Annotated in this window: 20 protein-coding genes and 2 tRNA genes; 2 read left to right on the top strand and 20 right to left on the bottom strand. The window is 34.0% G+C overall.

The window, feature by feature from the left end:
* Positions 1–149: 149 nt before the first annotated feature.
* Genes M9B42_01405 through rocD form a run of 4 tightly spaced genes read right to left on the bottom strand, consistent with a single transcriptional unit; the run spans position 150 to position 5,774 of the window.
* On the bottom strand, positions 150–1,451 hold the full coding sequence (locus M9B42_01405) for an FAD-binding oxidoreductase (protein URQ64503.1): 1,302 nt from the start codon (positions 1,449–1,451) through the stop codon (positions 150–152).
* Entirely contained in the window at positions 1,448–1,831 is a 384-nt protein-coding gene (locus tag M9B42_01400) for a GtrA family protein (GenBank protein URQ64502.1), read from the bottom strand. The genes M9B42_01405 and M9B42_01400 overlap by 4 nt, the downstream gene beginning before the upstream one ends.
* Positions 1,831–4,494, bottom strand: coding sequence for a S8 family serine peptidase (locus tag M9B42_01395; GenBank protein ID URQ64501.1), 2,664 nt, complete (start codon positions 4,492–4,494; stop codon positions 1,831–1,833). The genes M9B42_01400 and M9B42_01395 overlap by 1 nt, the downstream gene beginning before the upstream one ends.
* Entirely contained in the window at positions 4,491–5,774 is a 1,284-nt protein-coding gene (rocD, locus tag M9B42_01390; GenBank protein ID URQ64500.1) for an ornithine--oxo-acid transaminase, read from the bottom strand. Before rocD ends, M9B42_01395 begins: the two co-directional genes overlap by 4 nt.
* A gap of 42 nt (positions 5,775–5,816) precedes the next feature.
* On the opposite strand from rocD, the gene M9B42_01385 reads away from it, so the two are divergent.
* Positions 5,817–6,716: an arginine deiminase-related protein gene (locus M9B42_01385; GenBank protein URQ64499.1), complete on the top strand. Its 900-nt coding sequence runs from the start codon at positions 5,817–5,819 to the stop codon at positions 6,714–6,716.
* Here the strand turns inward: M9B42_01385 and M9B42_01380 are convergent.
* The 8 genes from M9B42_01380 to M9B42_01345 form a co-directional block, all read right to left on the bottom strand.
* On the bottom strand, positions 6,713–8,770 hold the full coding sequence (locus tag M9B42_01380; protein URQ64498.1) for a polyribonucleotide nucleotidyltransferase: 2,058 nt from the start codon (positions 8,768–8,770) through the stop codon (positions 6,713–6,715). The two genes, M9B42_01385 and M9B42_01380, sit on opposite strands and share 4 nt — an antisense overlap.
* Positions 8,771–8,772: 2 nt before the next feature.
* Positions 8,773–9,042, bottom strand: coding sequence for a 30S ribosomal protein S15 (rpsO, locus tag M9B42_01375; protein URQ64497.1), 270 nt, complete (start codon positions 9,040–9,042; stop codon positions 8,773–8,775).
* Entirely contained in the window at positions 9,042–9,917 is an 876-nt protein-coding gene (gene truB, locus M9B42_01370; protein ID URQ64496.1) for a tRNA pseudouridine(55) synthase TruB, read from the bottom strand. Before truB ends, rpsO begins: the two co-directional genes overlap by 1 nt.
* On the bottom strand, positions 9,917–10,255 hold the full coding sequence (gene rbfA, locus M9B42_01365; protein ID URQ64495.1) for a 30S ribosome-binding factor RbfA: 339 nt from the start codon (positions 10,253–10,255) through the stop codon (positions 9,917–9,919). The genes truB and rbfA overlap by 1 nt, the downstream gene beginning before the upstream one ends.
* Before the next feature lie 2 nt (positions 10,256–10,257).
* Positions 10,258–12,321: a translation initiation factor IF-2 gene (gene infB / locus M9B42_01360; GenBank protein ID URQ64494.1), complete on the bottom strand. Its 2,064-nt coding sequence runs from the start codon at positions 12,319–12,321 to the stop codon at positions 10,258–10,260.
* 11 nt (positions 12,322–12,332) lie between these two features.
* A complete protein-coding gene (gene nusA / locus M9B42_01355; GenBank protein ID URQ64493.1) occupies positions 12,333–13,796 on the bottom strand; it encodes a transcription termination factor NusA in 1,464 nt (487 codons plus the stop codon).
* A complete protein-coding gene (locus M9B42_01350) occupies positions 13,793–14,263 on the bottom strand; it encodes a ribosome maturation factor RimP (protein ID URQ64492.1) in 471 nt (156 codons plus the stop codon). Before M9B42_01350 ends, nusA begins: the two co-directional genes overlap by 4 nt.
* Before the next feature lie 6 nt (positions 14,264–14,269).
* Positions 14,270–14,346, bottom strand: a tRNA-Met gene (locus M9B42_01345).
* Positions 14,347–14,410: 64 nt separating this feature from the next.
* Here M9B42_01345 and M9B42_01340 point away from each other — a divergent pair.
* Positions 14,411–14,496 (top strand) — tRNA-Leu (locus M9B42_01340).
* A 3-nt stretch (positions 14,497–14,499) separates the two neighbouring features.
* Here M9B42_01340 and secG read toward each other — a convergent pair.
* The 8 genes from secG to carA are packed head-to-tail and all read right to left on the bottom strand — an operon-like array spanning position 14,500 to position 24,042.
* Complete coding sequence (secG, locus tag M9B42_01335; protein URQ64491.1) at positions 14,500–14,787, bottom strand: preprotein translocase subunit SecG; 288 nt, start codon at positions 14,785–14,787, stop codon at positions 14,500–14,502.
* Positions 14,781–15,473, bottom strand: a complete 693-nt coding sequence (locus tag M9B42_01330; protein ID URQ64490.1) for a triose-phosphate isomerase — start codon at positions 15,471–15,473, stop codon at positions 14,781–14,783. Before M9B42_01330 ends, secG begins: the two co-directional genes overlap by 7 nt.
* On the bottom strand, positions 15,473–16,786 hold the full coding sequence (glmM, locus tag M9B42_01325) for a phosphoglucosamine mutase (GenBank protein URQ64489.1): 1,314 nt from the start codon (positions 16,784–16,786) through the stop codon (positions 15,473–15,475). The genes M9B42_01330 and glmM overlap by 1 nt, the downstream gene beginning before the upstream one ends.
* A gap of 3 nt (positions 16,787–16,789) precedes the next feature.
* Positions 16,790–18,697 carry an ATP-dependent zinc metalloprotease FtsH gene (gene ftsH / locus M9B42_01320; GenBank protein URQ64488.1) on the bottom strand — a complete coding sequence of 636 codons (1,908 nt, stop codon included), beginning with the start codon at positions 18,695–18,697 and terminating at the stop codon, positions 16,790–16,792.
* A gap of 6 nt (positions 18,698–18,703) precedes the next feature.
* Positions 18,704–19,282, bottom strand: a complete 579-nt coding sequence (locus M9B42_01315) for an RlmE family RNA methyltransferase (protein URQ64487.1) — start codon at positions 19,280–19,282, stop codon at positions 18,704–18,706.
* Positions 19,279–19,761, bottom strand: a complete 483-nt coding sequence (greA, locus tag M9B42_01310) for a transcription elongation factor GreA (protein URQ64784.1) — start codon at positions 19,759–19,761, stop codon at positions 19,279–19,281. Before greA ends, M9B42_01315 begins: the two co-directional genes overlap by 4 nt.
* Positions 19,758–22,958, bottom strand: a complete 3,201-nt coding sequence (gene carB / locus M9B42_01305; protein ID URQ64486.1) for a carbamoyl-phosphate synthase large subunit — start codon at positions 22,956–22,958, stop codon at positions 19,758–19,760. The genes greA and carB overlap by 4 nt, the downstream gene beginning before the upstream one ends.
* Positions 22,951–24,042: a glutamine-hydrolyzing carbamoyl-phosphate synthase small subunit gene (carA, locus tag M9B42_01300; protein URQ64485.1), complete on the bottom strand. Its 1,092-nt coding sequence runs from the start codon at positions 24,040–24,042 to the stop codon at positions 22,951–22,953. The genes carB and carA overlap by 8 nt, the downstream gene beginning before the upstream one ends.
* Positions 24,043–24,096 lie beyond the last annotated feature (54 nt).

The raw sequence follows: 24,096 nt of genomic DNA, 5'->3' as shown, positions 1-24,096 counted from the left end.
GGATATGGTACAAAATACGGCACTTTTGACAAATTAATTTAAATTGATGAACTATTTCAATTAATAGGGGTATGGAGAGATATAAATAACTATTATGAAGTAAGAAAAGTCTTAAAACCCTTATTTATAGTTGGTTTGTACGAATTCTATTAATCAAAAAAAACTTTAGGCCCCATTATATTCTCTGGATCTATTGATTTTTTAAGGGTTTTAAGCAATTCATGTTTGTCAGAATAATCAGAAAAAGTTGTCCAAATGTATTTTTTTCTCTGACCAATACCATGTTCTGCGCTGGGAGATCCAGAGTGTATCTTTGTAACCTCATAAATCTTATTTTTACTCTCATTAATTTTTTTATCGCCAACTAAATTTAGATGGACATTGCCATCACCTAAATGACCAAAAGCAAAGATTTTCACTCCTAGATTTAAAGCATTTATATCTTCTAAATACTTCTGAAGTGATTTAATGGGAACACAGATATCTAACTTATAAGCATTCATGTCTGATAATAGAACAGGTATATTTTCTCTTGCACTCCACATCTTTGACGCTTGTTTAGAGTTAAGAAGACTTACCGAATCTCCAAATTTTTCAGAAATATTTTCTAAAAAGTTTTCAATTTCTTTTTTTTCTTGAGAAACGAGTTCCAACAAAATTACATAATCTGAGTCAATCTCCTCCTTCGTTAACGCATGGCAATTCTTATCCCAAAATTCTAAAGAGGAAATTAACTCATTCTTCTCATTAATTAATTTTGATTGCACAGTGTTGAGGTTATTTGCTTTTATTAAAACTGTTTCTTTAAATTCCATTATTGGATAAGTTTTAAGGGTAATTAAGGTTATTAAACCTAATACTCCCTCAGAGCCGTAAAATATCTCCATTAAATTTGGCCCTGTTGCATCTTTAAGAGATCTTTTTGAAAGTTGTATTTTTTTACCTGAAGGCAGAATTACATTAATACCTGTTACATGATCTTTGGTTGAACCATATTTTATAAATTTTGCACCTGCAGCATTTGTAGCAACATTCCCTCCAATCGAGCTAGATGAAGTTGAAGAAAATTCGATTGGTAGAAATCTACCTTTTTCTTCTACAAATTTTTTTGCATTATCTGTTATTACTCCTGGCTCGCAAATAATTTCATTATTTTCTTCATTCCATTGGATTTTGTTAAGTTTTTCAGTACTTAATACTATTTCACCATCAGTTGCTGTAGCCCCACCATTTAAACCTGTTCTCCCTCCTGAAATAACGATTTTTAATTTATTTTTGGAGGCGAAATCAATAATGTCTGTTACATCCTCTTCATTTTCTGGGAAAAAAATTGCTATAGGCGATGGTGTCAATCCCTGATACCAGTCCCTTCCATATTTATTTAAATATTCTTCGGAAAACTTAATTTTTTCACTAAAGCGTTCTTGAAGTAGTAGTTGTTGTTTGTTCATTTTTTTCTGAAAACTATATAGTTTCTATATACAAAAACTGTAAAGAAGCTTATTACTCCTGATACAACTTTTTGAAAAAGAATGTTATTAAATCCTAACGAAGCCATAAGGGCAAATATAAATGCGGTAATAATTGCTCCGATTAAGCCGCCAAAGAGATAAGCGACGAATTCAAATCTTGGTTTTTCTTTGAGCCAACCACTTTCAAATACGAATCTTTTTGCCAAAACATAACTTACCAATGAACCACATAGGTAACACACAAAAGCGATATATTCACGTCTAACATTTAATAAATAGTCAAGTGTTAAAAGAAGTGCTGTATCTGCTATGAAGGCAACACCATTTGTACCCCCATACTTAAATATTTTTAGGAACATTAAAAAGAGAGGTTAGGATTTATATTAAAATTAATGTCATTAACATTTGAGCCATTAATGACAATGTTGTTTAAATATTGGCCTTCAAGTTCAGCTAATCCACATATGCCTTGATCGTTAAAAGATAATCTATCTTCAAGAGTTGTGCAGGCAAAAATTTCAGTATAGGTATCATTTGGCAATTCTCTGACTCTATAATTAGCAGTTCCGTTAGTCATTTGCATCACATCACAAGGTTGGATTTGATTTTGGTCATTTACCGCACATATCCATAACTGATCAACAGTTGCCTTGATTTTTTGATCACCATTTTGCATCAGTACAGGAATTTCAGCTTTTCTTCCATCATCAAACAAAAATTCTATTCTTAAAATAGTATTGCCATTAGAGAGTCCATTTCTGTCAATTGTTGCTTTGTATTGGCCAAATCCATTTTCATCCACACTGACTGACTCTACTGAAAGTTTTTGCTCTGCAGGCACGCCTGAGCTGACAATGTAAAAATCAGAAACACTTAGACTTCCATTGCCATTTTTTTTAATTTCAAAAATTCTTTCATTAAGTGAGTAGCCTAAATTTACTCTTGCTGGTGAGAATTCAGCATAACTTAGCAAGTCATAGTTAACGCCCTCTCTTAAGAAGGATATCCCCTTATTTAAATCCATAAGACCATAGCCAAAGTACTCGTCTTTTCCAGCTGGACCAACATCATTAGTCAATTTTTCAGATTTCAGTAAAAGATTTATTTCTTCATATGTTAAATCTGAATCCAGAAATCTTAGAAGAGCAAAGTAACCTGACACATGAGGGGCTGCCATAGAGGTACCCTGATATAGTTGAAGTCCTTTATAGTCAGTGCCGTTATGAGATGAATTTTTAAAGCTGTATGCCATAACTCCATCTCCAATATCGTTTCCATCATAATCTTCTGAAGTTTGGCCACCAGGCGCTGCTATATCTACAAAATCGTTATATGAGGAAAAAGAAGACTTTCTTTGGTCTGCTTTAGTAGAGGCTACAGAAAAGGCAAATTCACAAGAGGCAGGGAACCTTATTGCAGAATTTCCCTCATTTCCCGCAGAAGCTACTACATAAATACCGTTATCTTTGAGATTTTTAATTTCTTCACAAATGACCTCATTGCTACCACCACCTCCAAGGCTCATATTGATTACAGAGACAGCCCCATATTGTGAAGCATCATATATTTCACCTGAATCATTTTCTTTTCCCTGGACATAATAAAATGCTTGAAGCTGGTCATAACCAGAACACCCACCACCATTTTCACTTTGATCTGAGCCACATACCCTTAAAGGTAAAGTTTTAGCTGCAAGTCCATTTATTTCATTGCCATCGTTCTTAGCAGAAATTGTTGTTGCTACATGAGAGCCATGACTTCCATATTCAACATTTCCACTACTATTTACAGGCAAAAAATCAGGATCAGTTGGGTCATTATCAATACCATCTCCATCAAATGATGAGTCAGTACTTCTAACAAAATCATAACCGTCTTCGACAAAGCTTGAATTTATCCATGCAAGAGAATCTTTACTAGGAGCTCCAGAGTCTAAAACAGCCACAATAACATCTTTAGTGTCTTGGCCAATTAAATCTAAAGCTTCTTTTGTTTTAATTTGTCGCAAATTCCACTGATAATCGTTATAAAAAGGATCTGGTGAAAATGGAATTGGATCAGCATCAGGATAATAAATGTGATTAAATTCAATAAAGTAATTTGGTAGTTGCTCTCTTAGATATTCGATAGCTTTGATTTTTTGTACCTCTAGCATATCTCCTTGACTAATACCAAACTCTCTAGTTGAGTCTTCTATTGTTTTTAAAGGTTTATATCTTTTAATATTTTCATAACTTGGTATTACTAGCCTTGCTCTATTAAATTTATAGTCAACTCCAAAAACTTGTTTTAATAATTCCTTCTCATCAGCAGAGGGTTCAATAGATTTATCTTTTTTCATAATTATGAATTCCCCAGTATCAAATTTTTTACCTGACATATTTTTATTTGATTGTCTTGCTGATGAAGTGGTAAAACTTGAAGTGCTAGCCTGCTCCTCTACAATTAATGCGTATTTACTGCCGTTTAGATTTAAATCAGCGGTAATAGAAATATAAAAAACACCATTCCCATTTATTGAGACTTGTTCTGTACTTCCTGATCCCGTGCTAAAAACAAGTGGATTACTAAGATCATCAGAGGAGTATGCATATAGATCTAAATCAGAATCAGAATTTACTTGTCTGAGAGTTACATTAATTTGTTTATTTTCAATATTAAGAACAAATACATCCATTGAGTCATCTGTAATGTCTCCTTCACTATCTGTAAAACGTCCTGCATAACCAAGAACTGAAACTGGATCAAAGGCTGGTTGGGCTTCAGCGATAGAATTATTTGAGAGATAAGAAAAGGCTTTATTCGGAACATCAGAATCAATTATGACATCTGCAGCGAGAGAGACTGTTCCACTAATACTGTAACGTTCAGGTGCTGGAGCTGGGGTAGGTGCAGGAGTCGGTCCTGGAGTAGGCTCACTACCGCCACCAGAATTTCCGCCGCCTCCGCCGCCGCCTCCACCGCCGCATGCAACGAGAAGAATTAATGAAAAAATAAGTTTTAAGTGCTTAAATAATTTCATTTTGTCTTAGGCAGCTTTTTTTCAACTTCCTCAAATACAGATTTTATTTTTTTAATAGCCCAATCAAGTTCTTTTTTTGAAATAGTTAAAGGGGGTGCATATCTGATGGTAGTTTCATGTGTTTCTTTACACAATATTCCATTTTCTAAACATAATTTTGATAAATCTTTTCCAGAAATATATTTCGGATCTATTTCAACTCCAAGCCAAAGCCCCTTTCCTCTTACTTCTTTGATAATCTTTGAATTCATATCAATTAGTGATTTTTTAAAATACTCTCCCATGACCTTGCTGTTCTCTATTAGTTTATCTTCATCTAGTAATTCAATTGATCTTTTTGCAATAGCCGCAGCTAACGGATTTCCTCCGAACGTAGAGCCATGAGAACCAGGATTCATCCACTGCATCACTTCTTTCGAAGAAAGGAAGCAGGATACAGGCATAAAACCACCTCCTAATGCCTTACCTAGTATTAAACCATCAGGTTTTGACTCTTGAGGTTGGTTAGGTTTGCATCCAACATCACAAGAACAATTTCCACAAGAGTGTTGGTAAGCAAAAAGTTTTCCCGTTCTGCCCAAACCAGATTGAATTTCATCTAACAGCATTAGTACATTTTTTTTAGTGCAAATATCACGAACCTCTTTTAAATAGTTTTCAGGAGGAACAATAATTCCACCCTCACCCTGTATAGGTTCAATTAAAACTGCAGCAGTATTTTCATTAATTGCAGCTTCCAAAGATTTAGAGCAGCCATATTTAACACTGACAAAACCAGGTGTGTGAGGGCCAAAATCATCTTTAGAATTTTCATCACTAGAAAAACTTATTATAGTCGTTGTTCTGCCGTGAAAATTTCCGTCGGCAACAATTATCTCGGCTTTACCAGGCTTAACTTTTTTAGTTCGATAAGCCCATCTTCTTGAAGCCTTAATAGCTGTTTCAACGGCTTCTGCTCCAGAATTCATTGGCAAACACATTTCAAATCCTGTCATTTTAGTTATAGTTTCAAGGTAAGGGCCTAGAGTATCTGTATAAAAAGCTCTTGAAGTTAATGAAAGCCGACTAGACTGCTCATGAAAAACACGCAATAGCTCAGGGTGTGCATGTCCATGACTTACAGCCGAGTAACCTGACATCATATCTATGTACTTTTCATCGTTCACGTCCCAGACCCAAACGCCTTTAGCTTTTGAAAGAACAACCGGAAGAGGTTTATAGTTATCAGGGCCGTAAATAGACTCTTTCTTTATGTAACTTTTTTGAATATTATCAAGCACTGAGCATATTCTAATAAAGAATATTGAACACTTAAAGTAAAAATGTCAGCTAAACAATCTTCAAATAAAATCTTCATGGTTGAGCCAAGAGAATTTTATTCAAACCCACAAACTGAGGGCTCGAATCACTATCAAATGAAAAGTGCGAATGATGAAAAACAACTAATTCTTGATAAGGCTTTAATAGAATTTCATAACTTTAAAAATAATCTTGAAAAAAATGGAGTTGAGATTCTTTGCCTTAAAGGGATAGAGGGTTGTCCGGATCACATTTTTCCGAATTGGTTTACTACTTTTGAAGATAAAACTATGCAAATATTTCCAATGAATGCTGAAAATAGAAGAAAAGAAAAAACACCAGAAATGATTAATGAGTTATGTGAAATTTACAAAATTCAGAATGATTATGGTTACCTTGAACTTGAAGATATTTTTTTAGAATCAACCAGCAGCATGGTTTTTGATAGAGTAAATAGAATTGTCTATGCAACACCTTCTCCAAGGACCAATGAAAAATTTCTAAATGAATGGTGCGAAAAAAATAAATATGATTTATGTTCATTTAAAACAGTAAGTCATACTGGTTCTGATATTTATCATACAGATGTTCTTATGTATGTAGGTACAGAAATAATAGGAATTAGTTTTGATGTTATTGATGAAAAGGATAGAGATAGAGTAAAGAAAAAAGTTTCTTTAAATCATAAAGTTTTAGAAATTACTGCAGACCAAATTCTTGATTTTTGTGGTAATTCATTAGAGGTTGAAGGGGAAAATGGAAACTTAATGCTTGCAATGTCATCTAGAGCTTATTTTGCATTGGATGCTGAACAAAAAGATATACTTTTAAAACACTACAAAAAAATTATTCACTCTGATTTAGCAACAATAGAAAAGTATGGCGGAGGTTCTGCACGATGCATGCTTTCCGAATTATTTTAATCTACAAGCTCAAGCTTTATTCTGCCTTGCCTTCCAACTTCGGTTATCTTAACTCTGATCTTGTCACCCTCGTTAATAACGTCAGTTAAATGTTCGAAGTCTTGCTTTATTTGTGAAATATGTAAGAGGCCATCCTTGCCAGGCAAAAACGTTACAAAGGCTCCAAATTCTACAACTTTTGCAACTACTCCATCATACTCCTTTCCTTCTTCAGGCTCAGCACATATAAGCTCTATTTTGGCTTTAGTCTGATTTACTTTATCTTTTGAATCACCAAAAATGCTTACATTTCCGTCATCTTGCAATTCAATTGTTGTGCCGAACTCTTCTTGCAATCCTTTGATTGTTGAACCACCTTTTCCAATTACGACCTTAACTTTTTCTTTATCTATTACTAACTTTTCAAAACATGGCGCTAAACTAGATAAATCATTTGGTTTTGAAATTGCTTCATCCATTATCTTTAAGATATGCAATCTTGCTTCTTTTGCTTGAGATAAAGCTTTTTCAAGAATCTCTTCATTTATGCCCTCGATCTTTATATCCATTTGTAAACCTGTAACTCCCGATTTAGAACCAGCCACTTTGAAATCCATATCGCCAAGGTGATCCTCGTCTCCTAAAATGTCAGTTAAAATTTCAAATTTTTCATTATCTTTAATTAATCCCATTGCCACTCCAGCAATATTTTCTTTAATAGGCACTCCAGCTGCCATCATTGATAAACTACCACCACAAACTGAAGCCATTGAACTCGATCCATTTGATTCTGTAATATCACTTACCACTCTAATTGAATATGGAAATTCATTAAGGGTTGGCACAAAAGGTTTAAGGGATCTTTTAGCTAACGCGCCATGTCCGATTTCTCTTCTTTTCGGACCCATTGGCATCCCAACTTCACCAACGCTATAAGAAGGAAAATTATAGTGAAGCATAAAATTATCCTTATATTCCCCAACTAGTGCATCCACTATTTGTACTTCTTTAGTAGCTCCTAAAGTAGTTGTAACTATGGCTTGTGTTTCACCCCTTGTAAATAAAGCTGAACCATGCACAGAAGGTAAAAAATTTAATTCAATATTGATATCTCTAACTTCATTCATAGCCCTTCCATCGATTCTTGCTTTATCTAGAAGGACATTATTTCTCACTATATCTTTTTCTACTTCTTTAAATTGTTTTAAGTGCTCTGCGCTATTTTCCTCATCAACACCATCTAGTAATTTCTCTCTGACTGTAGATATTTTCTCACCTCTAGCTTTTTTGTCTGTTGTGCTAAATGCATCTTTAATATCATCTCCAAATTTATTTTTAATTTCATCGAAAACTTTTTTTTCTGACTCAAGATTTTCATTCTCATATTTAGTTCTTTCAGGAAGTACTTCATTGGAAAAATCTTTAATTCCTTTAATGACGCTTTGCATTTCTTGATGAGCAAAAAGTATACCTCCTATCATTAAGTCCTCAGATAACTCATTTGCATCTGATTCAACCATTAATACTGCTTTTTCAGAGCCTGCTACAACCATATCGAGATCTGAATCAACCATCTCATCTATTGCAGGGTTTAGAACATATTCATCATTAATTAACCCAACTCTTGCTCCACCAATTGGCCCATTGAATGGAACATCAGCAATAGACATTGCCGCAGAAGCTGCAAGCATTGCTACTATATCGGAAGGATTCGACTTATCTAATGACAGAAGTAAACAATTGACTTGCACTTCATCACTATAAAAATCTGGAAATAAAGGTCTTAAAGGTCTATCAATCAATCTAGAAGTTAGAGTTTCATATTCAGTTGGTCTAGCTTCTCTTTTGAAATAGCCTCCAGGTATTTTTCCTGCAGCATAAGTCTTTTCAAGATAATGAACACTCAGAGGAAAAAAATCCCTTTTTTCAGCTGCTTTTTTTGTAACTATTGAACATAGAACTACAGTTCCACCCATGGTAGCTACTACTGAAGTAGCTTGTCTAGCAATCTTCCCGGTTTCTATAACGAGAGTTTTTGATCCAAATTGGATCTCTTTTTTTACATATTTATTCATAATTAATTTCTTATTTTGAGATCTTTAACTAATTTCTCATAGGTACTTAAATCTTTTCTCTTTAAGTAAGTGAGTAACTTTTTTCTATCGCTTACGATTCTTAATAAACCTGTCTTTGAATGATTGTCTTTGTTATGTTTTTTGAAATGACTTTGAAGCTCTTCAATTCTTTTTGTTAACAAAGCTACTTGCGTTGCAGTTGAACCAGTATCTTTAGCACTCTTTCCAAATTTCTTAACTATCTTTGCTTTTTCGTCTTTAGCTAAGCTCATTAATTTCTCCTATTTATTACCCTTTTTGGATGCAAATTTTTATTTTCATCTATAAGTCCGTATCCCATGAGTTCATCTTTAAAAAAAACAAAACATTCATTATGCATTTTTTGGTTTTCAACCCTTACAAAAGAACCATTTTGAAATTTTTTTACCTCAGAAGAACTTAAACTTACCTTAGGGAATTTCCTTAATATTTCTTCAATCCGCTTAACATACTTCATTTTAGATACATTGTCCAAACTTTTGAGAGTGTTTATGTCGATAGATTCTTTAAGTTTTATTGCCCCTATTCTAGTTCTTTGTAAATCAGTTAAACAACAAAATTTGCCTAATTTCTTTGCTATATCCACTCCCAAAGTTCTTATATAAGTTCCTTTGCTTACAAGTGTTTTAAAAGTAAATTTTGGATAGTTGTAATCTATGAGTTCTAAATTAAATATTTCTATATTTTGAGGTTTTACTTCAAATTCTTTTCCAGCTCTTGCAAGCTTATACATTGGAACACCATTAACTTTTTTTGCAGAAAACTTGGGAGGAGTTTGTGTGCTTTTTCCTTTAAATAATTCAAGAGTCTTAACAAATGTATTTTTATCAATTTCTTTCGAATTATTGTGGTACTGAATTGAACCAGTTATATCTTCTGTATTAGAGCTAATATCGAAAACAAAGGAAGCAATATATTCTTTATTTTCATTCGAGAGAAATTTTATAAAAGAAGTTGATTCATCAAAAAAAATAGGTAGCAGCCCTGTTGCCAAGGGATCTAATGTGCCAGAGTGTCCTGCTTTTTTTAAGTTAAGCAACTTTTTAACTTGAAGTACAGCCTGAAAAGAGGTTAGGCCTTTGGGTTTATTTAAAATTAAAACACTCACTAATCTAGATTATCTATCAAGGAGTCAATATTTCTTACTTTTTCTGAATGCTCATCATAAAAAAACCTAAGCGAAGGCATTTTCTTTAAATGAAGTTTTTGTGCAAGTGATTTTCTAAGCTTCCATGCGTTTTCGTTAAGGTAATGGACTAATTCACTTTTTTTCATTGGTGAATTAATAGTTGAAAAAAAAACTTTTGCACTAGATAAATCTCTAGCAGTTTCAACATGATTTATACTAAAGAACCCACAAGTTTCTTTTAAGTCGGAGTTCTGGATTTCAAAAGCAATTTCTTTTTTTAGATTATCGCTAACCCTAATAATTCTATCTTTCTCCATGATTAAAGACTTCTTTTTTCTTCTTTCTGTTCAAAATTTTCGATAATATCTCCAGGTTTGATATCGGTATAATTCTTTATGCCAATTCCACATTCTGTACCATTTTGAACTTCTTTTACATCATCTTTTACTCTTCTGAGAGAATCGAGCTCACCTTCATGTATAACTACATTGTCTCTTAAAACTCTTACGTGTTTTTCTCTTTTTACTGAACCCTCAGTAACTATGCAACCAGCAACCATTCCAAATTCTGATGATTTAAAAACTTCTTTGACTTGAGCTAAGCCTAATATTTTCTCTGAAAAAATTGGTTCCAATAATCCTGATAATAATCTTTTTACATCTTCTATAAGGTCGTAAATAACACTGTAATAACTAATCTCTATTCCTAGATCTTCAGAAACTTTTTTTGCATTGTTATCTGATCTGACATTAAAACCAACAACTTTAGAATTTGTTGTTGCTGCTAAATTTACGTCGGATTCAGTAATGCCACCCACACCACTAAAGACAACATCTACCTCAACTTCATCATTTCCTAATTTAGTTAAAGAATGAACAATGGCTTCAGACGTTCCAGCAACATCTGATTTTATAATAATTCGCATTTTGTTAATTTTTTCTTGGTCCAGCATTTGAAATGCAGATTCAGAAGTCATAACTTTTTTATCTTTTTTCTCTCTTAAAAAATCTTCTCGTTCGCTCAATAATGACTTTGCATCTTTTTCAGAACTCATTACATAGAAAATTTCACCAGCTGAAACACAATCTTCCATACCTAGAACTTCAACAGGTGTTGAGGGTCCAGCTTCTTTAATACTATTTCCATTACTATCTACAAGAGATTTAATTTTTCCTTTTACCTCTCCTGCAACAATAATATCTCCTACTTTCAATGTTCCTTTTTGAACTAAAAAAGTACCTAATGGCCCTTTAAACTTATCTACTTCTGACTCTAGTATTGTTCCGGTTGCGTTGCCTTTATTAGGTGCTTTAAGCTCTAAAACATCTGCCTCAAGCTCGATTGCTTCGAGCAGCTTATCTATTCCTTGAGATTTTAATGCAGATACAGGCAACATTTGATTTTTTCCACCCCATTCTTCAGAGACTAATTCATGTTTGGCAAGATCACCTTTTACTTTCTCAATGTCTGCACCATCTAAATCAACTTTATTAATCGCAACAATAATTGGAACCTCTGCAGCTTTGGCGTGATTTATTGCCTCTTCGGTTTGTGGCATAACACTATCATTTGCAGCAACAACTAAAATCACAATATCTGTTGTATTTGCACCTCGGGCCCTCATGGAAGTAAATGCCTCATGGCCTGGAGTATCAATAAAAGTTATCTTTCCTGATTTTGTTTTTACTTCATATGCAGCGATATGTTGAGTAATTCCTCCTGACTCTCCATCTACAACATTTGTTGATTTAATTGAATCAAGAAGTGAGGTTTTCCCATGATCAACATGTCCCATAACTGTAACAACAGGATGCCTTTTTGTTGGTTTATCATCATCTGAAAAATTTAAATTAGGTTTTGGATATTCAATTTCTTCCTGCTTCAAACTTTGCTCTGCCTGATAATTTACTTGAAATCCAAATTCTTCTGAGACTAATACTGCAGTTTCCTGATCTATCTCATCATTTAGACTAGCCATCTCCCCAAGCTCCATGAGTTTCTTAACAACCTCATTCCCTCTTTTATTTAATTTTCTAGATAAGTCATTTACCTTTATGGACCCATTGATATTTACCGATTTCTTTGCATCAACTACAGCTTCATCTTTTTTGTGTCCCTCTTTAACTGGAGTTTTTTGTTTTGAAGTTTGGCTAGTTTTATTTTGGACTTTTTTTGGTGCAACTGGTTGTGAGGGGCTCTCAATCTTTAAAGTGGAATTAGAGTCTTTTGAATTTCTTATAAATGAGAGTAACTTTTGTTTATCTTCATTCGAAACGAGATCATCAATACTTTTTTGTTTTAGTCCAGCACTAATCATTTTTTCAAGAAGAATTTCTGGATCAATCTTTAAAATTTCTGATAGTTTTTTTACTGATACGTCCATCAAATTCCTCTCTACTCAAACCATGGCTTTCGAGCCTCCATTATTAGAGCTGAAGCATCAGATTCGCTTATTTTTGAAGCAATATCCATTAGCTCACCAACAGACATTTCTGCTAATTCCTCAAGTTTTTTTACATTATTCTCACTGAGGGCTCTAAGTGTTGAATTAGACATCGCTGACAATTCAACAAGACTTTTCTCCATTGTTGGATCATTAAAATCATCGCTGAATGCATCTTGAAGAAGTAGCTCATTCGCCTTATCTTTAATATTACTTATCTTTGATTTTGTTTTAAAAATTGTTGATAAAAATTCTTCGTCTGCATCCACAATCTTCTCAAGAGTTTCAAATTCGGCATTTTTTAAACCCTCTATTTCAAATTCAGATAAATCAAGCCTTTTTCCTAATTCATTATATTTTTCAGCAAGATTTAATTCTTGATACTCTTTAAACTGCTCTTTATTTAAGACTTGGAAGGACCATCCTATCATTTGTGTCATAAGTCTTAAATTTTGCCCATTTTTTCCAATAATTTGAGCTTGATTTTCTTCTTCAACCTCTAAAATTAATGTGGAGGTCCTCTCATCAACTAAAATTGAAAATATTTTTACAGGTGACAAGCAGTTGACCACAAATTCTGCTGGATTATCACTATGAATAAATATATCTATTCTTTCGTTTCCAATTTCGTTAGATACTGCTTGAACTCTCGATCCTCTCATCCCAACACAGGCGCCAACAGGATCAATTCTTCCATCATATGTTTTCACAGCAATCTTTGATCTGTACCCTGGATCACGGGCGATTGATTTAATTTCAATAGTGCCCTCAGAAATTTCTGGAACTTCCTGTGTGAAAAGCTCTTTTACTAATCTATCATCAGTTCTGCTTAGTACTATCTGAGGTCCTCTTGGTGATGAAATAATTTCTTTGATTACAGCTCGCACTCTGTCATTCAATTTAAAAATCTCTCCTGGAATAATCTGATCTCTTGGTATTTGAGCATTAAGATCTTCTTCTATTTCCACAAGTAAAAAATCTTTATTAATCCTTTTGATTTGCCCTAAGACAACTTGTCCAATAAGGTTTTCATACTTAGATGTGATTTTTGTTCTTTCTGCTTCTCGAACTTTTTGAATTATTACCTGTTTTGCTGCTTGGGCTGAAATTCTGCCAAAATCAATATTATCAATTTTTTTAGAGACTTTTCCGTTGTCATCTTTGTCTTTCGCATTTGCTTTTAAAATCTGAAAACTTTCATCTTCAAGCTCGTCTTCATCAACGATATCCCATTCTCTAAACGTCTCATAATCTCCAGTATCTCTATTAATTTTTACATTAACTAAAGACATTTCACCAATTAGTTTTTTAGTTGCACTTGAAATAGCCTCTTCCAAAGCTTCAAATATAATTTCCTTATCCACATCTTTCTCAATTGAGACTGCAGATACAACTTCTAAAATTTGTTTATTCATTTTTTCTTTCCTAGTTGGAAATCTAAATCCAACTTACATTTTTCAATATTGCTAAAATCAAGCAATAATTCGCCCTTTTCTGTTTTGACAGAAATCTCTGAATCCAAAACTTCTTGAAGGGCGCCTTTTATCTTTCTCTGGCCATTCACCTTAGAAAAGAGTGTTAATGATACAACATCTCCGACAAAATTTTTACATTGTTGTAAATTAAATAACCTTCTGTCTAGACCTGGTGAAGACACTTCAAAACTTCCAAAGTCAGAAAAAACATCTTCAAATTGAAAAAAATAATCAATCTCCTTACTTACCTTTTCACAATCATCTAAATTTACACCCTGAATAGCGTCTATATAAATCCTAAGAACTTTTCCTCTCCCTTGTTGTGTTGAAATTTCAAGACCCCAAAGCTCACAACCAGATTTTTCTATCAGTGGTACTAAAAGCTGCTTGATATCTTCTTTGATCATCTTTAATGGTAGCGGGGGATGGATTTGAACCATCGACCTCCGGGTTATGAGCCCGACGAGCTACCAGACTGCTCTACCCCGCAGTGACGTTAAAGGATAGTGAAAAGACTTAAAATCGTCAATACTTATGGAATATAATTTAGTAAAGCCGAAGTGGCGGAATTGGTAGACGCGCTATCTTGAGGGGGTAGTGAGCTTTGCTTGTGAGGGTTCAAGTCCCTCCTTCGGCACCAAATTTACTCAACTGGTGGTTCTTCTTGAACCTCCTCAATTTGTTCTTCTTGAATGTTGAGAGAAAGGTCTTCTTTTGAAAGGTAAGCCAAAGTGAGACAAAGAATAAAGAATACAGCAGTTAAGCCCCAAGTTAGTTGAGATAAAAAATTAGATGGTCCTAAAGGGCCAAATAAAGAATCTGAACTACCGCCACCAAAGGCAGAACCTAAATCAGAACCTTTGCCTTGTTGCATTAAAACAGATGCAACAATAAGCACTCCTAGAATAACTAAAATAACTTTTATCAGCATGACTGCGCTATCATAGCAAATTCTTTAGGATTAAGTGAAGCTCCTCCCACCAAAGCACCATCAATTTCTTTAAGTTTCAAGATATCCTTACAATTACTGCTATTTATGCTTCCACCATAAAGAATTGTCTTATTTTCTCCGCAAAATTCTTTTATAGTTTTTGCTGCTTCTTCAATTTCATCTAATTTTGGTACTTTGCCTGTTCCTATAGCCCATAATGGCTCGTAACCAAAAATTATCTCCTCTTCAAAATCATGAAATTTTTCTGTTTGCTGTCTAATGTAGTCTTTAACTTTATTATTTTCTCTAATTTCCAATGGCTCTCCGATACAAACAATAGGTCTTATTTTTTTACTATTTAATTTTTGAAATTTTTCGAATATTTGATGATCTTCCTCCTTTAGCAGCTTTCTAGATTCTGAATGGCCTATAATGCAACTTTTTACACCTAAATCCAAAAGCATAGAAGCAGTATGTTGAGATGTGAACGGACCTTCTTCAAATTCACAAACATTTTGAGAACACAACTCAAAGTTAAGTTTTTTTGTGGAAAAAAAATCTAAATATACTGATGGAGGGGCTAATAATATTTGGTTTTGAGAGTCGTTTTTAAAATCTGAAAACCAGTTATTAAAAAATTCTTTGCAACCGTTCGCTTTGAAATTAGCAATTATAATTTTTGACATTACACAACTAAACTTTTAATTTCTTCAAGAACAGTTTTTACCTCGTCATCAGAATTTGATTCCACCATAACCCTTATTTTTGAAATTTCTGTTCCTGATTTCCTAACAGAAATTCTTGAACTTGGAAATTTTTTCTCTATTGAGCTAACAGAATCTTTAAATGCTTCATTTTCAACGATATTTTGATCATCAACCTTAATAGTCTCTAAAATATTTGGTTTGTAATCTATTTTGCTTTGAATGTCTTTAAGTGTTGTTTCAAGTTCTTTTAAAGCTGCTAGAGACTGAATTAAAGCAATATTTGCATCACCACTCTCCGAGAACTCTCTTTGAATTATATGTCCTGAAGTCTCTCCTCCAAGATTTAAATCTCTGCTTACTAATTCACGGGAAATGTACTTATCTCCAACTTTAGTTCTAAAAAAATTAATGCCTATTTTACCTAAAGCTTCAACTACACCCTCATTTGTCATATCAGTGCCAACAACAGCATCTGATTTATCTTTAGCTTGTGACTTATTTCTTTTTGCTATTGTGTAAATAACATCATCACCATTGAAAACATTTCCGGAGCCATCTGATAAAACTAATCTGTCTCCATCACCGTCAACAGCTGCACAGAAATCAAATTCATATTCCTTTGCATATTTTTTAAATTTATCCTGCTCCAAGACTGCACTTGCCTTGTTTATATTAAATCCGTCAGGCTCACAATTTATTCTTATAACTTTTGCACCTAACTCTTCTAATAACATAGGTGTAATTTTATAATTCGCACCATGGGCAGCATCAACAAGTATAGTTGAACCTCTTAAATTCGAAGCTCCTCTTAATGTACTTTTACAATATTCAATGTATCTGCCCGTTGCACTATCAATCCTGAAGGCTTTTCCTAACTTTGATACAGGTACAGGCTTAATAGGTAAATTAACTTTTTCTGTAATTAAGTTTTCAAATTCCTCAGAAATTTTTCTTCCATGCCGGTTAAAAAACTTAATTCCATTATCTTGGAAAGGATTGTGACTTGCGCTTATTACAACTCCGAATTGTCCTGAATAAGTTGATGTTAAAAAAGATACTGCTGGAGTAGGAATAGGTCCAGCAAGTTTTACATCAATGCCCGCCGAAATAAAACCTGCTTGTAAAGCTGACTCAAGCATATAACCTGAAACTCTTGTATCTTTTCCAATAATTACTGATTCATATCCTTTATCTTTTAACAAACAGCCAGTGTGAAAGCCAAGTTTTAGACAAAACTCAGAAGTTACATGTGTATCAACTGGGCCTCTGAACCCGTCAGTACCATATTTCATGTCTTAAGAATCTTGGACAGGTTTAGAGCTTGAAGATGTTTTAACTTTATTATTTTCCTTTCCCTTTTGATTGTCATCATTTTTCTCCCTCGGAAATGCTCCAGCCATTATATCTGAGATCTGCTCTTGATCTATAGTTTCATATTTCAAGAGTGCATCCGCCATATTATGAAGTTTATCAAGATTTTTTGAAAGGATAGTTCCAGCTTTTTCATAGCATGTTTGAATAATTGATCTAACTTCAAAGTCTATTTTTTGTGCTGTCTCGTCTGAAAATGTTCTTTTTTTAGATGCTGCTGTTCTTCCTAAAAAAGGGCTCTCGTCCTCATCGTCATATTTAAGAGTACCAAGCTCTTCAGAGAATCCCCATTTAGTTACCATGTTTCTTGCCAACTCGCTGGCTCTCTCAATATCATTTGACGCTCCGGTTGTAATTGCCTCTTTGCCGTTAATTATCTCTTCCGCAACCCTGCCTCCAAAAAGTGTGGTGATTTGACTTAGAATTGCTTTCTTAGATTTCATGTAAATATCTTCTTCTGGAAGAAACATCGTTACACCAAGGGCTCCCCCTCTTGGAATGATAGTTACTTTATAAACCGGATCATGATCTGGCAAATTGAGACCTACTATTGCATGTCCAGCCTCATGATATGCTGTAATTCTTTTAGTTTCGTCATTAAGAATCATTGATTTTCTTTCAGCTCCCATCATTATTTTGTCCTTAGCATAATCAAGTTCAGATTGGCTAACTTTTTTTACATTATTCCTTGCAGCCAGTAATGCAGCCTCATTTACTAAATTGGCTAAATCCGCTCCAGAGAAACCTGGGGTGCCTCTAGCAATCACTTCAGAATTTACAGTTTTATCTATTGGGACTTTTTTAAGATGTACATTTAAGATTTGCTCTCTTCCTTTAATATCTGGCAAACCAACCATAACCTGACGATCGAACCTACCTGGTCTCAAAAGTGCTGGATCTAATACATCTGGTCTATTGGTGGCTGCAATTACTATTACACCAAGGTTTTCTTCAAACCCATCCATTTCGACTAAAAGTTGATTTAAGGTTTGCTCTCTTTCATCGTGACCACCTCCAAGTCCTGCGCCTCTATGCCTTCCTACTGCATCTATTTCGTCAATAAAGACTATGCATGGAGAATGTTTTTTTGCTTGCTCAAACATATCTCTCACTCTTGAAGCTCCAACTCCGACAAACATTTCAACAAAATCAGAACCTGAGATAGTGAAAAATGGAACTTTTGCTTCACCAGCAACTGCTCTAGCCAAAAGAGTTTTACCTGTTCCAGGAGGCCCTACCATAAGAATACCTCTAGGTATTTTGCCTCCGACTTTTATAAACTTAGCTGGATCTTTGAGGAAATCTACAAGCTCTTTTACATCGTCTTTTGCTTCTTCGCATCCTGCAACATCTGAGAAATTTGTTTTTACATGTCCGCCATCCAGTAGTTTTGCTTTGCTTCTACCAAAAGTCATTGGGCCACCTTTACCTCCAACACCTCCCTGCATCTGTCTCATGAATAAAAAGAAAATGCCCAATAATAGAAGCAAAGGAAAAGCTCCTACAAGTAACTGTGTCCACCACTTTGGCTGTTCTACTTTTTCAACAGTCTCTGCAACATCTGCCTCTTTAATACTTAATCGAAGATCATCATCAATTAAGTAAACTGGAGCATTAGTAGTGAATTTTGTTCCATTTAGTCTCTCACCTTCAATTGTCTCTCTGTCTTTCTTATAAACAATTGATTTAACTTTTTTTGCTTTAACTTCGTTTTTGAATTCAGTAAATGAAAGCTCTTCTTTCGAAGCTCCCATTTGATAGTTTTCTAATAGCATGAAAGCCAAGCTTCCAACTATCAGCCAAAAAAAGATGTTTTTCCCCAAATTTTTCATAATTATTTATTTAAGGTCTAATCCTAACAAATAAACCTCTTTCGAAGAAGTTTTTGAAGCAGGTGGTTTTTCTGCTATAACTTTATTAAATAGACCCTTAAAAAGACTTTTTATTTCAGGAAGATTCCTATTATTAAAAGTCTTAATTAATAAATTTCCTCGTTTTTTTAGTAACTTTTTTGATAGATTAATGGTGGAATAGTTCAATTCTTTATTCTCTTCTTCATCTTTTATACTAATTCCAGATAAATTTACAGACATATCACTCAGAACTAAATCAACTTCGTTAAAATAATTTTTAGCCAGTGAGTTAAATTCACTCGAAGTTATATCTTTTTGAAAAAAGGAAATATTTTTTACCTCACTCATTGAAAGAAGGTCAAAAGAAAAACATTTTGATTCCTTTTTCATATGCTTAGATATTATTTGCGACCATCCTCCTGGCGCTGAGCCAAGTTCAAAAATTAAATCTGATCTGGAAATAATTTTGTACTTGTTTTCAATTTGGTCAAGCTTGAAGCTTGCTCTTGATCTATAGCCAAGTTTTTTGGCTTTTTCTGCCCAATTATCTGAAAAATCTTTCAACTTACTTTGATTTCAAGTATTTCAAATTCTTTTAATCCACTAGGTGTATCAACTTCGACTACATCTCCAGCCTCTTTCTTAAGCAGAGCTTTGCCAATTGGTGTTGTAATTGAAATAGTATTGTTATCAATATCAGCTTCAAACTCACCTACAATTTGATATGTTTTTTTCTCGGATGAATCTAGATCAAGTATTGTTACCAGACTGCCAAACTTTACTATGTTTTCATTCCCTAAATCTTTGTACTCAATTACTGTTGATAGAGATAAAGCCTCTTCAATTTCTCTAATTCTTGCCTCATTCAAACCTTGTTCCTCCCTAGCAGCATGATACTCAGCATTTTCTTTTAAATCTCCATGAGCTCTTGCTTCTGAAATTGCGTCTATGATGTCTTGACGTTTAATATTCTTAATGTAATCAAGCTCATCCTTAAGCCTTTTATGACCCTCGGGAGTAATAGGTTTCTTATCCATAGCTATGAATTTTGAAGAGCATCATATGACCAAACTTTCTCCCCTTGTTCTAGCGACTCAACTATTGCAAAACCTCCTGAAATTGTTGTTGTGAGAAAAACACTATGTTCTAAAGCAGATCTTCGTATCGAGTAGGAATCTTTTATAGATTGTCGACCCTCAGTTGTATTAATAACCATAGACACTTCATTATTTAAAATTGCATCGACAATGTGCGGCCTTCCTTCCATAACCTTATTTATTATTTTAACTTCAAAACCATCTTCTTTCATTTTCGATCCTGTTCCTTTTGTTGCAATAAATTTGAAACCTAGACCTTTTAGTTTTGTACAAAGTGTTTTTAGTTGTGATTTATCTTCGTCTTTTACACTTATAAAAACATTACCCTCGGAGGGAATTAACTGTCCAGCTCCCATCATTGATTTTCCAAATGCTTCTCCAAAAGTTTTACCTCTTCCCATTACTTCTCCAGTTGATTTCATTTCAGGCCCAAGAATAGGATCAACTTTTCTAAATTTATTAAATGGAAAGACTGGTGCCTTTACTGCATAACTTGTTGGTAGAATTTCAGCAGTAATACCTAGGTCTTTTAATGACTTACCAGCTATAACCTTTGAAGCAATTTTTGCTAGAGAAATACCTATACACTTTGATAAAAATGGAATTGTTCTTGAAGCTCTTGGATTCACCTCAATCATGTAAAGGTTATTATTCTTAATTGCGACCTGAGCGTTCATGAGGCCCACAACATTTAACTTTCTTGCAATAGCTTTAATTTCTTTTTTTAAAATCTGTAATTGGTCATCACCCACACTATAAGGAGGGAAAGAACAAGCTGAATCCCCAGAGTGAATACCAGCCTCTTCGATATGTTGCAGTATTCCACCAACTAAAACCTTTTCACCATCGCATACAACATCGATATCTAATTCAAGAGCATCATCTAGAAACTTTTCAATTAGCAAAGGATTTTCAGAAGAAATTTCAACCATGGTTTTAAGGTAATTTCTCAAATCATTTTCTGTAGCTATAAGTTCCATTGCTCTTCCCCCTAAAACATAGGAAGGCCTCACTATGACTGGATAGCCAAGATTTTCTACTGATTTGAAAACCTCAGATTCATTTTTAGCAGCAGCATTTTCAGGTTGTAAAAAATTAAAGTCTGACAAAAAAGCTTTAAATTTTTCTCTATTCTCAGCAATATCTATTGATTCTGGAGGAGTGCCTAAAATCTTTATACCATTTTTTTGCAACTCATCTGTGAGTTTAAGAGGTGTTTGGCCCCCAAATTGAACCACAACTCCCTCAGGTTTTTCATGTCTAATAATTTCTAGAACGTCCTCACTTACTATAGGTTCGAAGTACAATTTATCTGATACATCAAAATCTGTTGACACAGTCTCAGGATTTGAATTAATCATTATTGTTTCTATACCCTCTTCTCTGAAAGCTAACGCAGCTTGTACACAGCAATAATCAAATTCAATGCCTTGTCCAATACGATTAGGGCCGCTTCCTAAAACTATTATTTTCTTATTTTTTGATTCAATAGATTCATTCTCGAAATCATAAGTTGAATATAGATAGTTTGTTGAGCTTTCAAATTCTGCAGCACATGAATCAACTCTTTTAAAAGTCGGATGAACTTTATGAGCTGTCCTTAAGTCTCTTATTTCTACCTCATCAACATTTAATAAATCCGCTATTCTTTTATCAGAAAAACCTTTTCTTTTGAGTCTCAATAACTCTTTTTTATTCAGTTCTTCAATTTTGCTTGCTTTTAATTTTGCTTCATCAAGAACTAAATCTTTTATCTGATATAAAAACCATGGGTCAACACCACATGATTCAAATATTTCTTCCATTTTCCAGCCTCTTCTGAAAGCATCAGCAATGTACCACAGCCTTCTCTCCCCAGGTGTTGTTAACTCTAGCTTTAAGGATCCATTTCCCTCTGTATCCTTAAGAACAGTTTCTAAACCCATAAGACCGTTTTCCATAGACCTTATAGCTTTTTGAAATGACTCTTGGAAATTTCTACCAATTGCCATTACCTCTCCAACGGACTTCATCTGCGTTGTAAGTCTAGGGTCTGTTTCTGGAAATTTTTCAAAATTAAATCTTGGTATTTTTGTTACAACGTAGTCAATTGAGGGTTCAAATGATGCTGGGGTTTTACCATTTGTAATATCATTTTTTAGTTCATCCAAGGTGTAACCAACAGCTAAAAGAGCTGCTATTTTTGCAATAGGAAAACCTGTAGCTTTTGAGGCCAATGCTGATGAACGACTAACCCTTGGGTTCATTTCAATAACAACCATTCGACCATCTTCTGGATTTATCGCGAATTGAACATTTGAACCACCAGTTTCAACTCCTATTTTTCTTAAAATCTTAAACGATGCATCTCTCATTTTTTGGTACTCTTTATCTGTAAGAGTTTGAGCGGGCGCAACTGTAATTGAATCTCCAGTATGTACTCCCATTGGGTCAATATTTTCTATAGAGCAAACGATTATGCAGTTATCATTTTTATCCCTTACAACTTCCATCTCAAATTCTTTCCAACCGACTAGAGATTCGTCTATTAAAAGTTCATTGGTTGGAGAAAGCTTTAAACCATTCAAACAAATTTCTTCAAATTCCTTAAAGTTATATGCTATTCCTCCTCCTGTTCCACCAAGAGTAAAAGAAGGCCTAATAACACATGGCAATCCAATCTCTTTTTGTATTTTCCATGCATCTTCCATAGAATGTGCAAATCCTGATTTTGGTGTTTCCAACCCAAGTTCTTTCATGCAAGTATCAAATTTTTCTCTATCCTCAGCGTTATCAATAGCATCTTGATTAGCCCCTATCATTTCAACTGAATATTTTTTTAATATTCCTTTGGTAGCAAGATCTAAAGAAACATTTAATCCTGTTTGTCCTCCCATGGTAGGCAATATTGCATCAGGCTTTTCTTTGGCAATTATTTTTTCTAAAGTTTTCCAGTTAACAGGCTCTATATACGTTGCATCAGCAATCTCAGGATCAGTCATAATTGTTGCAGGATTAGAATTAACCAAAACAACCCTATAACCATGTTCACGAAGTGCCTTACACGCTTGAGTTCCTGAATAATCGAACTCACAAGCCTGACCAATTATTATTGGGCCCGAGCCTACGATCAATATTGTCTTAATATCATCTCTTTTAGGCATTCATTTCCTTAAAAAATTTTTTAAATAGCACTTCAAATTCTTTTGGTCCAGGACTTGCTTCAGGATGACATTGAATTGAATAAAATGGTTTTTCTTTGTGAGCTAATCCTTGAATAGTATTATCAAATAGTGACTTATGTGTGATTTTGATACTGTCATTATTAATTGGCTCCTTTACAGCAAAATTATGGTTTTGGGATGTGATAAAGACCTCGTTAGTCTCTAAGTCATGTACCGGATGATTAGCACCGTGATGTCCGAATGGCATTTTCATAATTTTTAAGCCATACGCAAGGGACATTAATTGATGTCCAAGACATATTCCAAACATTGGAATATTTTTTTCCATTAAAAGCTTTATTTGAGATACAGCATGAGATAAAACCTCTGGATCTCCTGGCCCATTAGAAAAGAATATTCCATCAGGTTTTGAATTTAAAACCTCTTCAGCAGTGCAGTCAGGAGGAAAAACTTCTATTACTGCTCCCATATCTTTAAAAATTCTAAGAATATTTTCTTTTACTCCAAAATCTACTGCAGCAATTCTCTTCTGCGACTTATTTTTTTTCTCCCCAATAATAAATTTTGAATTCGTCGCTACATTTTTTATAAGATTCTTATCAGAAATTGAGCCGAAGTCTTTGATTTGTATCATAGCTTCTTTATCAGTTATTTTTTCTGATGGGTATATTACACCTACCTTACAACCCTCATCTCTAATTTTTTTTGTTAAAAACCTAGTATCAATATTTGAGATACATATAGTTTTATTTAATTTAAGGTAATCATCTAAACTTTGTTCAGATCGCCAATTGCTTGGGAAGGTGCAAAAGTCTCTGACAATTAATCCACGAGCAAAAATCTTTTTAGACTCGTAATCTACAGAGTTAATTCCCGTATTACCTATGTGAGGGTAAGTGAAAGTGATCATTTGACCATCGTAAGATGGGTCGGTAATTATTTCTTGGTAACCTGTCATTGCGGTATTGAATACTACTTCTCCAACACCTAATGTTTCGCATCCAAAGCCTTCTCCTTCGAAAATTGTTTCATCTTCTAGAAGGAGTTTAGCTGGAAAGTTCATCTTGCTATCAGATACTATAGAAAAGTTATTAGATAATTTATAGTTCAATTAGAA

Source organism: SAR86 cluster bacterium (assembly GCA_023703535.1).
In the GTDB taxonomy this organism is placed as follows: domain Bacteria; phylum Pseudomonadota; class Gammaproteobacteria; order Magnimaribacterales; family TMED112; genus TMED112.
This window is presented reverse-complemented; position numbering and strand designations above follow the sequence as displayed.

Excerpts from the sequence above, each read along its gene's own strand:
- M9B42_01405 (URQ64503.1), bottom strand. The coding sequence starts at position 1,451 with ATGAACAAACAACAACTACTACTTCAAGAACGCTTTAGTGAAAAAATT.
- M9B42_01400 (URQ64502.1), bottom strand. The coding sequence starts at position 1,831 with ATGTTCCTAAAAATATTTAAGTATGGGGGTACAAATGGTGTTGCCTTC.
- M9B42_01395 (URQ64501.1), bottom strand. The coding sequence starts at position 4,494 with ATGAAATTATTTAAGCACTTAAAACTTATTTTTTCATTAATTCTTCTC.
- M9B42_01385 (URQ64499.1), top strand. The coding sequence starts at position 5,817 with ATGTCAGCTAAACAATCTTCAAATAAAATCTTCATGGTTGAGCCAAGA.
- M9B42_01380 (URQ64498.1), bottom strand. The coding sequence starts at position 8,770 with ATGAATAAATATGTAAAAAAAGAGATCCAATTTGGATCAAAAACTCTC.
- rpsO (URQ64497.1), bottom strand. The coding sequence starts at position 9,042 with ATGAGCTTAGCTAAAGACGAAAAAGCAAAGATAGTTAAGAAATTTGGA.
- rbfA (URQ64495.1), bottom strand. The coding sequence starts at position 10,255 with ATGGAGAAAGATAGAATTATTAGGGTTAGCGATAATCTAAAAAAAGAA.
- infB (URQ64494.1), bottom strand. The coding sequence starts at position 12,321 with ATGGACGTATCAGTAAAAAAACTATCAGAAATTTTAAAGATTGATCCA.
- nusA (URQ64493.1), bottom strand. The coding sequence starts at position 13,796 with ATGAATAAACAAATTTTAGAAGTTGTATCTGCAGTCTCAATTGAGAAA.
- M9B42_01350 (URQ64492.1), bottom strand. The coding sequence starts at position 14,263 with ATGATCAAAGAAGATATCAAGCAGCTTTTAGTACCACTGATAGAAAAA.
- secG (URQ64491.1), bottom strand. The coding sequence starts at position 14,787 with ATGCTGATAAAAGTTATTTTAGTTATTCTAGGAGTGCTTATTGTTGCA.
- M9B42_01330 (URQ64490.1), bottom strand. The coding sequence starts at position 15,473 with ATGTCAAAAATTATAATTGCTAATTTCAAAGCGAACGGTTGCAAAGAA.
- glmM (URQ64489.1), bottom strand. The coding sequence starts at position 16,786 with ATGAAATATGGTACTGACGGGTTCAGAGGCCCAGTTGATACACATGTA.
- ftsH (URQ64488.1), bottom strand. The coding sequence starts at position 18,697 with ATGAAAAATTTGGGGAAAAACATCTTTTTTTGGCTGATAGTTGGAAGC.
- carB (URQ64486.1), bottom strand. The coding sequence starts at position 22,958 with ATGCCTAAAAGAGATGATATTAAGACAATATTGATCGTAGGCTCGGGC.
- carA (URQ64485.1), bottom strand. The coding sequence starts at position 24,042 with ATGAACTTTCCAGCTAAACTCCTTCTAGAAGATGAAACAATTTTCGAA.